The 11,136-nt window shown below is 63.4% G+C and carries 11 protein-coding genes; 10 read left to right on the top strand and 1 reads right to left on the bottom strand.

All coding sequences use genetic code 11. From position 1 onward, the window contains the following. Positions 1-361 precede the first annotated feature (361 nt). The 10 genes from ACWV14_RS34830 (at position 362) to ACWV14_RS34875 (ending at position 10,494) form a co-directional block, all read left to right on the top strand. Complete coding sequence (locus ACWV14_RS34830; protein WP_454902693.1) at positions 362-820, top strand: hypothetical protein; 459 nt, start codon at positions 362-364, stop codon at positions 818-820. A 173-nt stretch (positions 821-993) separates the two neighbouring features. Then, positions 994-1,443: a copper-binding protein gene (locus ACWV14_RS34835; protein ID WP_454902692.1), complete on the top strand. Its 450-nt coding sequence runs from the start codon at positions 994-996 to the stop codon at positions 1,441-1,443. A gap of 233 nt (positions 1,444-1,676) precedes the next feature. Further along, positions 1,677-2,138, top strand: a complete 462-nt coding sequence (locus tag ACWV14_RS34840) for a hypothetical protein (RefSeq protein WP_454902691.1) — start codon at positions 1,677-1,679, stop codon at positions 2,136-2,138. A gap of 142 nt (positions 2,139-2,280) precedes the next feature. Further along, positions 2,281-3,594, top strand: coding sequence for a TolC family protein (locus tag ACWV14_RS34845; protein ID WP_454902690.1), 1,314 nt, complete (start codon positions 2,281-2,283; stop codon positions 3,592-3,594). 17 nt (positions 3,595-3,611) lie between these two features. After that, complete coding sequence (locus ACWV14_RS34850; protein ID WP_454906003.1) at positions 3,612-5,210, top strand: efflux RND transporter periplasmic adaptor subunit; 1,599 nt, start codon at positions 3,612-3,614, stop codon at positions 5,208-5,210. Further along, a complete protein-coding gene (locus tag ACWV14_RS34855; RefSeq protein WP_454902689.1) occupies positions 5,207-8,377 on the top strand; it encodes an efflux RND transporter permease subunit in 3,171 nt (1,056 codons plus the stop codon). The genes ACWV14_RS34850 and ACWV14_RS34855 overlap by 4 nt, the downstream gene beginning before the upstream one ends. Positions 8,378-8,848: 471 nt before the next feature. Continuing rightward, positions 8,849-9,112, top strand: coding sequence for a hypothetical protein (locus ACWV14_RS34860; protein WP_454902688.1), 264 nt, complete (start codon positions 8,849-8,851; stop codon positions 9,110-9,112). Continuing rightward, positions 9,109-9,567, top strand: a complete 459-nt coding sequence (locus ACWV14_RS34865; RefSeq protein WP_454902687.1) for a DUF411 domain-containing protein — start codon at positions 9,109-9,111, stop codon at positions 9,565-9,567. Before ACWV14_RS34860 ends, ACWV14_RS34865 begins: the two co-directional genes overlap by 4 nt. 26 nt (positions 9,568-9,593) lie before the next feature. Then, the gene (locus tag ACWV14_RS34870) at positions 9,594-10,055 is read left to right on the top strand and encodes a copper-binding protein (protein ID WP_455240232.1); all 462 of its coding nucleotides are present in this window, start codon (positions 9,594-9,596) and stop codon (positions 10,053-10,055) included. Positions 10,056-10,125: 70 nt separating this feature from the next. Further along, positions 10,126-10,494 carry a copper-binding protein gene (locus tag ACWV14_RS34875; RefSeq protein WP_454902685.1) on the top strand — a complete coding sequence of 123 codons (369 nt, stop codon included), beginning with the start codon at positions 10,126-10,128 and terminating at the stop codon, positions 10,492-10,494. A 182-nt stretch (positions 10,495-10,676) separates the two neighbouring features. Here ACWV14_RS34875 and ACWV14_RS34880 read toward each other — a convergent pair whose 3' ends face one another. Then, the gene (locus ACWV14_RS34880) at positions 10,677-10,949 is read right to left on the bottom strand and encodes a hypothetical protein (RefSeq protein WP_454902684.1); all 273 of its coding nucleotides are present in this window, start codon (positions 10,947-10,949) and stop codon (positions 10,677-10,679) included. Positions 10,950-11,136: the final 187 nt, after the last annotated feature.

Below are 11,136 nucleotides of genomic sequence, written 5' to 3' on the forward strand. Positions count from 1 at the left end.
CAGGACCTGGCCGACCAACTGTTCCCCTATCTGACGATGGTGGAAGGCTTGAAGCTCGCGGCCCAGACTTTCACCAAGGATGTGACGCAGCTTTCTTGCTGCGCTGGCTGAGGAACTTCCATGCTGGACTGCGGGGTGGCAATGACTGACAAGAGCGTCCACGCGGCGCTCCAGACATCTCGCGCAAGCGCGCCATCCGTCGCCATAGGTCCTGCTTTGATTGCAGAACTGTCATCGTTCGGTCAGAGCTTCGTTCGTCCCACATTCATACAGTTCACCATACCGGAAGAGATGAACCGCGACGACGTTGGACTCATTTCGGACGGGGAACTCGACCGAAATCTTACCCAAAGGACACGAAATGAAGCGCTCTCTCAAGACCCCTCTCGCAATGGCCATCTTTTTGACTGCGATCGCAGGCCCCGCTTTCGCCGGAAACTATGCGGAGGGTGACCCCCGGCCCGCGCCACTGACCGCCTCCACGAGCCGTGCAGCCGTCGTCGCCGATACGCAGCGCTGGCTCCAGAGCGCACCGGATCAAGGGTATCCCCAAGGCAATCCGCGGGCAGTCATCAGTGTCTCAAGCAACAGCCGCGCGGCGGTGCAGGCGGACACAACGATCTGGATGCGATCTGGCTTGGCTGCCGCACAACTTGGTGAGGCCGGTGCCGATCTGTCTCGGCCCGTCTACCAACGAGCCGCGGCAGAATACGCACGCCGGCGCACCAGTCCCGAGTTTGCCGGGCTGATGGAAGACATCGCACGCAAGGGCGTGACGGCTGCGGCCGGGACCGGCCGTAACGCAACGACTGGCCGGTAGGCCCGGCTGAGAACTTGATCTGAGGTCGCCACCGGCGAAGGGAGACCGTGTTGCCGCCGCCAACTAAAACTGCATGACACGCGCGCCTGTGAACGCGCTCTGACGGCGGCACGCAAGAGCTGACGAAAAATGAAAAATCTGCGATCGGCACGTCAGCCTCTGAGAGATCGTTCATGGCTGCATCGGCTTTTCTTGAAATTAGAGTTCCCCCTCGTCACAGTGCACTGTCGACAGATAACAAGCCTCGCCGTCGCCGCAAAGAACATATGAAACATGCTGTCTGCTCTTCAATACTGATGATCGCCCTTGCAGTCGGCGTGCAAGAAATTGACGCTGCTCCGGTCGATGCCAGGATGGCAACACCGCCGACTGCAAGTCCGCAGGTCAAAACGCCAGGTAGCGGAACTTATTCGTCGGGTCAGGTCAAGAGCATCGATTGGGATCAAGGCAAGGTATTGATCGCACATGGCCCCATTGAGAATCTCGGCATGCCAAGCATGACGATGCTTTTCCGCGTGTCAGAGCGCTCGCTTCTCAAGAATCTGAACACGGGGGACAAGGTTCAGTTCAAGGCGGAAAAAAACCATGGCACGCTGTTCATCGTGGAGATGGTGCGGCAATAGCAAATCTGGCCGCATAACGCATAACGCATAATGACGCGGCAATCGAACAGCAACGTTTCAACCAAGAGTTCCATCGTGCCACCTTGTGCCTCCGCCATCCGTAAAGTCGCTGACGCCTCTGGCGTTGGCGCGGACGGTGCAGCGCCCGCAGCTGACCTTGCGTCGTGCGCAGGCGACTCAGGGGGTCGACATTTTTACCTGCGCGGCCACTGCGCCGATATACGGTGATAGGAATGTTGCGCTCGCTCCGACGTCCGGTCATCCGCGCGATGATTGGCGTTGTGCTGTTCGCTCAACTGGCGGTCGCCGCGTACGCTTGCCCGAAGCTGTTCAACACCATGCCCACAGGCACCAGCATGCACTCGCAAGTGCAGGCAGCAGCTCCCGCCGACTCCGATCGTTCGGAACAAGCCGGCCAGATCATGGTGAGCGACGCAGCGCAAAAGATGCCGGCGGACTGCGGCCAGGTCGATCCCCAGGCTCCGAACCTCTGCGCTGAACATTGCAAACAGGGTCAGCAGAGCGCCGACCATACCCCGAGTCCAGTCGTTGCGCCGGCTCTTCTGACCGCGCTGTATCGCGTGACGCTGTCCACTGCGACACCCACTGCCGAGGCCGCCTACTACGCGCCCGGCTTGCTCTTGCAGGCTGCGGCCCCGCCGCATGCGATAGAGCACTGCTGCCTCCGAACCTGACGTCTCCCGAATAGCGTGCTGTGCTTTGGCCGTCGGCCTGAGCTTGACGCGCCGTCTTGGCCCCCCCGTAACGCGCGCCGGATTGGCATGCCGATGACGATGGTCCAAGATCGGACGCACCGTTATCGTTTGGAGATGTTTCATGTTCTCGTATCCAGTTGCCTTCGCCCCGCGGACTCTGGCCCTCATTCGCCGTTCCTCGGTTTGCGCGCTGTTGAGCAGCGTCCTCAGCGCCGGTGCGTTCGCCCAGACGTCAGGCATCGGTGTTTTGGCGCTCCAGGACGCCCTGCGCCTGGCGCAAGACCGCTCGCAACAGCTGGTCGCTCAAGATGCCCTCGCGACGGCCTCTCGCGAAATGGCGGTCGCCGCGGGCCAGCGACCCGATCCCACGCTGCGTGCGGGCATCAACAACCTGCCGGTGAACGGTGAAGACCGCTTCAGCCTGACGCGCGATTTCATGACGATGCGGTCCGTGAGCGTGATGCAGGAACTCACGCGAAGCGACAAATTGAGCGCACGTTCGGCACGCTACGAGAAGGAAGCTGAAGTGGCCGAGGCCGGCCGGTCGCTGGCGCTGACAAAACTGCGAGGCGGCACCGCTGCCGCCTGGCTGGATCGCTATTTCCAGGAACGTATGCGCGAGGTGCTGCTGCAGCAGCGCGACGAAGCGAGGCTGCAGATCGAGGCGGCAGACGCCGCTTACCGCGGGGGCAAAGGCAATCAGGCCGACGTATTCGCGGCCCGCTCGGCGGTGGCGCAGATCGAAGACCGCATCGTTCAGGTCGAGCGCCAGATCGCCACAGCCACTACCGCGCTCGCGCGCTGGGTCGGTGCGCCGGCCGCCTCGTCGCTAGGTTCACTGCCGAAGATCGATCAGGTTCCCCTTGTCCAGCAGGATCTGGAGACGCGCCTGGCGCACCACCCGCAGATCCAGTTGATGCTCATGCAGGAGGAGACGGCAAAGGCCGAGGCGGAGATTGCGCGCGCCAACAAGAAATCAGACTGGTCGGTGGAGGTCATGTACAGCCAGCGCGGTGCCGCTTATTCCAACATGCTGTCCGTGAACCTGTCGGTGCCTTTGCAGTGGGACCAGAAGAACCGGCAAGACCGTGAACTGGCATCCAAGCTGGCCATGGTCGAGCGCATGCGGGCTGAACGCGAAGAGGCGACGCGCAGCCATGTGTCCGAGGCGATGGCGATGCTGCAGGAGTGGCAAAGCGATCGCGACCGGCTGGCTCGGTACGACAACTCGCTCATTCCCCTTGCTGCAGAGCGCACGCGGGCGGCGATCGCCGCCTACCGAGGCGGCGCGGCCCCTCTCTATGGGGTCCTGGAGGCGCGCCGCAATGAGATCGACATCCGTATGGAGCGCATCCGGCTCGAGATGGATGCTGGGCGCCTGTGGGCGCAGCTGAACTACCTGATCCCCGAAGGCCACGCGTCCTCGAAGTCCTGAACACCGGAGAAACCCTTATGAAACTCAAACCCCTCGTGCTCGGACTGGTCGCCGCCAGTGTGCTCATCCTCGGCGGCTATGGGATTTACGCGCTCGGCAAACGCCACGGCAGCGACGGCTCGGCAGCGACGGTGGCTGCCGCCTCAGGCGCCCCAGGCGCCCCAGGCGACAAGGTGGACCCGGCCACCGGGCGGAAGGTGCTGTACTGGCACGACCCCATGGTGCCGGGCCAGAAATTCGACAAGCCGGGCAAATCGCCCTTCATGGACATGCAGCTGGTGCCCGTCTACGCCGGCGAGTCCGGCGACGAGGGGACCGTCGCCGTCAGTCCACGCGTGCAACAAAACCTGGGCATCCGAACCGCCGAGGTAGCGCGCGGCGAAATGACGCCGCGCGTGGAAGCCGCCGGCAGCATCGCGTTCAACGAGCGAGACCAAGCCTTCGTGCAAGCACGGTCCACGGGCTTTGTCGAGAAGTTGTTTGTTCGCGCCACGCTGGACCCTGTGGTCAAGGGTCAGCCGCTCGCCGAGCTGTACGTGCCGGACTGGATTGCTGCACAGGAAGAATTCCTCTCGGTGCGCCGCATGCAGGGGACCGATCTGGCGGTGCTCGTCGACGGGGCGCGCCAGCGCATGCGCCAGGTTGGCATGACTGACGACCAAATCCGCCTGGTCGAACGCGCTGGCCGGGTTCAACCACGCATCACGCTCGTAGCCCCGACCAGTGGGGTGCTTGTCGAGCTGACCGCGCGCGAAGGTATGACGGTCATGCCAGGCGCAACGCTCTTCCGGATCAACGGCCTGTCGACCGTATGGGCCAATGCCGATGTACCGGAAGGCCAGTCGGCCCTGCTTCGCGCCGGATCGATCGTGCAGGCGCGTTCCCCTGCAGTTCCGGGAAAAGTGTTCAAGGGCAAGGTCCAGGCCATCTTGCCGGAAGTCAATCAAGCCACGCGCACGATCAAGGCCCGCATCGAACTGGCCAACCCGCAAGGTCAGCTCTCACCGGGCATGTTCGTGAGCGTCGCGCTGAACGCGGACATCGAGCAAGGGCTGATGGTTCCGACCGAGGCGATCATCCAGACCGGCCGGCGCATGGTGGTCATGGTGGCCGAAGGCGACGGCAAGTTCAGGCCGGTGGACGTCGAGATCGGCAACGAATCCAACGGCCAGACCGAGATCAAGCGCGGCCTTCAAGCCGGTCAAAAGGTCGTGACCTCCGGCCAGTTCCTGATCGACTCCGAGGCCAGCCTCAGAGGCACGACCACGCGCATGGAGGATGGCGGCAAGGCTGCAGGTGCCACCGCCGGCGGTGGTATGGCCGCGGCGGCAGAGCACACCGGCAAAGCCAAGGTCGAGGCCATCGGCAAGGACACGGTTTCCCTGTCGCACGAGCCGATCCCTTCGATGCAGTGGGGGGCCATGACGATGGACTTCGGCATGCCGGCCGCCGGTCTGCCGCAAGGCCTGAAGCCGGGTCAGACCGTGAACTTCGCGTTCCATATGAACAAGGAAGGCCTGCCAGTGCTGACGCGGATCGACCCCGCCGGCGCAGCAATGCCCGCGCCCGCTGCCAAGGATGCGATGCCGATGGGATCTTCGGAGAAGAAGCAATGATCGCCAAGCTGATTCGCTGGTCGATCGTCAACCGCTTCCTGGTGCTGCTGGCTACCGTGATGGTCAGCGCCTGGGGCGTCTACTCCTTGATGCGCACACCGCTCGATGCGCTGCCGGACCTCTCCGACGTGCAGGTCATCATCCGCACCACTTATCCGGGGCAGGCGCCACAGATCGTCGAGAACCAGATCACCTATCCCCTCACGACGACGATGCTGTCGGTTCCGGGCGCAAAGACGGTCCGAGGGTTCTCATTCTTCGGTGACTCGTTTGTCTATGTGCTGTTCGAGGACGGCACCGACCTCTACTGGGCCCGCTCCCGCGTGTTGGAGTACCTGAACCAGGTGCAATCGCGCTTGCCGGCGAGCGCAAAGGCCTCCCTCGGGCCCGATGCCACCGGAGTGGGCTGGGTCTACTCGTATTCGCTGTTGGATCGCAGCGGCAACCATGACCTCTCGCAATTGCGCGCGCTGCAGGACTGGTTCCTGAAATACGAGCTCAAGACCGTCGCCAACGTGGCCGAGGTCGCCTCGATCGGTGGCATGGTCAAGCAGTACCAGGTCGTTCTTGATCCGGACCGGTTGCGCGGCTACAACTTGACGCACAGCAAGGTGGTCGAAGCCATCCAAAAGGCCAACCAGGAAAGCGGCGGCTCGGTACTCGAACTGGGCGAGGCCGAGTACATGGTCCGTGCCTCCGGCTACCTGAAAACCCTCGACGACTTCCGCAAGATCCCTCTGATGACCACCGAGGCGGGCGTCTCCGTGCGGCTGGGCGACGTGGCCCGGATCCAAACGGGTCCCGAGATGCGGCGCGGCATCGGTGAACTCGACGGCGAAGGCGAAGTTGCGGGCGGCGTCATCGTGATGCGCTCCGGCAAGAATGCCCTGGAGACGATCGACGCCGTGAAGGAAAAGCTCAAGAGCCTGCAGGCGAGTCTGCCCAAGGGCGTGGAGATCGTGCCGACCTACGATCGCTCGAACCTGATCGAGCGCGCAGTGGAGAACCTCACGCACAAGCTGATCGAGGAGTTCATTGTCGTCGCGGTGGTGTGCTTCATCTTTCTGTTTCACCTGCGCTCGGCCTTCGTCGCCATCGTTTCGCTGCCTCTTGGCATCCTGGCTGCCTTCATTGTGATGCGGTACCAGGGCGTCAACGCCAACATCATGTCCTTGGGTGGCATTGCGATCGCGATCGGCGCCATGGTCGACGCCGCGGTGGTGATGATCGAGAACGCGCACAAGCACATCGAAAAATGGCGTCACACCCATCCCGATGAAGAACTCAAGGGCGAAACGCACTGGCAGGTGATCGGCGAATCGGCCGCCGAAGTGGGTCCGGCGCTGTTCTTCTCGCTGCTGATCATCACGCTGTCATTCATCCCGGTGTTCACGCTGGAGGCGCAGGAAGGTCGCTTGTTCTCGCCGCTGGCGTTCACCAAGACCTATGCGATGGCGGCGGCCGCAGGGCTGTCTGCCACACTGATTCCGGTCCTCATGGGCTACCTGATCCGGGGCAAGATTCCCGATGAAAACAAGAACCCGCTGAATCGATTCTTGATCGCCATCTACCGGCCGCTCTTGAACGCGGTGCTGCGCGCACCCAAGCTGACGATCGGCGCGGCCGCTGTGCTCCTGGTGGCCAGCCTGTGGCCGTTGCAGCATATCGGTGGCGAGTTCATGCCGCCGCTGGACGAAGGCGATCTGTTGTACATGCCCTCGGCCTTGCCGGGACTCTCGGCGGGCAAAGCGTCCCAGTTGCTGCAGCAGACCGACCGCCTGATCAAGACGGTTCCGGAAGTGGCGACCGTGTTCGGAAAGGCCGGCCGCGCCGAGTCGGCCACCGATCCCGCGCCGCTGGAGATGTTCGAGACCACCATCCAGTTCAAGCCGAAGGATCAATGGCGCGCCGGCATGACCCAGGACAAGCTGGTCGAAGAACTCGACCGCATCGTCAAGGTGCCGGGCTTGTCCAACATCTGGGTGCCACCGATCCGCAACCGCATCGACATGCTGGCCACGGGCATCAAGAGTCCTGTTGGCGTCAAGGTGGCCGGCACCGACCTGGCGGAGATCGATCGGGTGACCGCACAGATCGAACGCGTCGTCAAAACCGTACCCGGGGTCTCCTCGGCGTTGGCAGAGCGTTTGTCGGGTGGGCGGTATGTCGACGTCAAGATCGACCGTGACGCCGCAGCGCGCTTTGGCATGAACGTCGCCGATGTGCAGTCCATCATCGCTTCCGTGATCGGGGGAGAGAACGTCGGCGAGACGGTCGAGGGCCTGTCTCGCTTCCCGATCAACGTGCGCTACCCACGTGAGTTCCGGGACTCGGTCGAGCGGGTGCGGCAGTTGCCGATCGTGACCGACCGCGGCGCCCGCATCGTGTTGTCCGACATCGCAAAGGTCGAGGTGGTCGATGGACCCCCGATGCTCAAGAGCGAAAACTCGCGCCTGTCCGGCTGGATCTATGTGGACATCCGCGGCCGCGACCTGCGTTCCGCAGTGCACGACATGCAGCGCGCTGTCAGCGAGCAGGTCAAGGTGCCACCGGGCTACTCCGTTTCATGGTCCGGGCAGTTCGAATTCCTCGAGCGCGCCACCGCCAAGCTGAAGATCGTTGTGCCGTTCACGCTGCTGATCATCCTGGTGCTTCTGTACCTGACTTTCAAGCGCTTCGACGAGGCACTTCTGATCATGGCCACCCTGCCTTTTGCGTTGGTCGGCGGGATCTGGCTGCTGTACCTGCTCAACTACAACCTCTCGGTTGCCGGGGCGGTCGGGTTCATTGCCTTGTCAGGCGTTGCCGCCGAGTTTGGCGTGATCATGCTGCTGTACCTCAAGCACGCTTGGGATGAGCGTATCGCGAGCGGCGCGACGAGCAACGATGACCTGCTGGATGCGATCCGCGAAGGCGCAGTCCTGCGCGTGCGCCCGAAGGCAATGACCGTTGCAGTGATTCTGGCGGGCCTGGTGCCGATCATGTGGGGCTCCGGCACGGGCTCGGAGGTGATGCAGCGCATCGCTGCGCCGATGGTGGGAGGCATGGTCACAGCGCCCTTGCTTTCCATGTTCGTGATCCCGGCTGTCTACTTCTTGATCCGCAAGAAGCGCGAGCGGCGTGCCGCAAGGCCCGGATTCTGGAGACGAGGCCATGTCGCCGAGTGAGTCCCGTCGTCATCGGCTCGCTTGCGTCGGCGCCGTCGCCTGTCTGCTTCTCGTGCTGTTCTGTGGCGCGAGCCGGGCATCCACGGGACGCGTTGTCGGCGAGCGGCCAATGGTGGCGTCGGCACCGGTATTGGAGGAGGCACTGCGCCCGATGCCGAAGGCATTGGACGACATGCCTTGTGCGCAGTGCTATGCGGCTCCCGAGCCGGGGGCCGGCGTCGGCGCAGAGAGCGAGCCACGGGGAGCCGTGCCGCAGCAGCACCACGCAACCTCGGTTGCCGACACCACTTTGCCCAAGGATGCCGGAGGCTGGCCGCCGCGAATGCCCGTGCGCATCGCGTTTTGCCGGTGGCTTGATTGATCAACGACGTTGTCCCGAATAACAGTTCCATATCAGTTGATCAATCAAAGGAGTCAATCATGGAGACGATTTCATCTTTGCGTCGCCGCGGGAATGCAGGGGCCCCCATCATGAAGAAGCTGCTCGTGTTTCCGGCCGGCATCGTGGCGCTGGGCGCTGTCTTGACCGCATGTGCCGGTCCTGGCTGGCAAGAGGACACCAAGGCCGCGGAGCTCAGTCCCGCGCAGCAGTGCGCCGCGGAGCGCTTGGTGTTACCGCTCGATCATGGGCCACGCCCGCAGACGACGCCGTACGAGAACAAGCTTCGCAAGCAGCGCTTTGAGGCCGAAATGAAGGCCTGCAAGGCAGCGGCCGCCAAGGGGGTGGCCCAATGAACCCGCTTCGCCGCCGCTTCAGCGCGACGACCGCGATCGCCCTGGCCGTCCAACCGATGTGGGCCAGGGCGGCTGCGCCGGTTGTCGATGTCTGGAAAGGCCGTGGCTGCCTGTGCTGCGAGGCTTGGGTCAAGCACCTGGAGCGCGGCGGCTTCAGCGTCACGGTCCACGACGTCGGCAACACCGAGGCGCGAGCGCGCCTGGGCATGCCGCTGAAGTACCGCGCGTGCCACACCGCCAGCGCCGCTGGTTATGTGCTGGAAGGGCATGTTCCGCTCCGGGAGATTCAGCGGCTGCTGCGGGAGCGTCCCGACGCGATCGGGCTCGCCGTTGCCGGCATGCCGCGCGGCTCGCCGGGAATGGATGGCCCGGCGTACCGCGGGCGGCGAGATCCGTTCAATGTGCTGCTCGTTCATCAAGACGCGAGCACCACGATCTACCAGTCCTACCAATGAAAGGAAACACAATGAACATCCCACGTATGGCGCTTGCCGCCGCGCTTTGCGCTGCGCTCACACTGCCCGCGCTGGCACAGACCGCCATGCCGATGCCCTCCGGCGGAAGCGTCGCAGCTTCGAGCGCGCTCGCCGTTGGCACGATCAGGCACATCGACGCCGCGCAGCACGTCCTGACGATCGAGCACCAAGCCATTGCCCGCATGAACATGCCGGGCATGACGATGCAGTTTCGTCTGGACAAGGGCTTGTCTACCGACGGATTGAGCGTCGGTCAGCCGATCGCCTTCACCCTCACTCAATCGAGCGACGGACTGGCCATCAGCGAGGTGCAGCCCATCCGCGTCTCGGCCGCCGCCGCCCCCTCTGCGGGCGCATCGAGGCCTCACCACGGCATGCAAGGCCAGGACACTTCCCGCATGAACATGAGCAGAATGGACAAGGAGGCGATGGCCAAGTGCCACGACATGATGATGAAGCCCCAGTGAGCACCACGCCCGCTTTGCTCAGCACGCCGCCGAACGGTGGCTCCCAATCAATCGTTAGCCAGGAGTTCTTATGAAAAAAGTAGTATTCGCCTCTCTCGTCGCCGCAGCCCTGCTGCCCGCAGCCGCTTTGGCACAGCAGAAGATGGACGACATGAAAGGCATGGACATGTCCAACATGAAAGACATGAACATGCCCAAGAAATCGGGGGCCTCGGCCCAATCCACCCACATGGCCATGGGCGAAGTGAAGAACGTCGACCCCAAGGGCCAGGTCGTCACGGTCGCTCACGAACCGATCACGTCGTTGAACTGGCCGGCGATGACCATGGGCTTCGTGGTCAAGGACAAGATGCTGATGGACAAGCTGGTCGTCGGCAAGAAGGTCCAGCTCGAGTTCGTGCAGGAGGGCGGCAAATACGTCGTCACTTCGGTGAAGTAAGCACGACGATCGAGCCGCGACGCGTTCCGGTCGTCCTCCCGGACTGGGGCGCGCCGCACATCGAACGGACAGGCGCCATGTCTGGTTGCCAAGCTGGCTGCGGCAGTTGCGGATGCGATCGCGGCGGCTGTGACGCATGCCAAGCGGCCCCGGGGAGCGAGCCGGGGCGTCGAACGAGCGGCTCAAGGGGTGCGGGTCGACGGATGCCCGGAGGGCGCCCTTGGTCGCGCAGCGTCATCTGCGGCAGAGCGTGCCGTCAGCATCCGGCCGGCCGCATCGACCTTGACCAAGCCGAGCCGCGGGTGGCTCCAGTAGCGTGTTTTGCCGTCCTCGGTCTGGACCTTGGCCGGCGTGGCCTGATCACGCGCTTGGTTCTCGGCGGGTGCTGCGAAGGAGGCTGCGGAAGCGAGCGACAGTGTCGCGGCCAGAATGGACGCAAAAAGTTTGTTGGACATGGTCGTAAACCCTCATCATTGGTCATTTGAAAACGTCAGCGACGGCTGACGGCCTCACGCGTTCCGAACGAGGTCGCAGGGGCGTCGTGATGAGGGAGAGTTTGAAAGCGGACGAGGCACCAGAGGCTGATGCTTTGATTACGTTTTTGCAATGCGGACAGGATCCACTGGGATGCCCGCAAACCGT

The sequence above is a fragment of the Variovorax durovernensis genome (genome assembly GCF_977011995.1).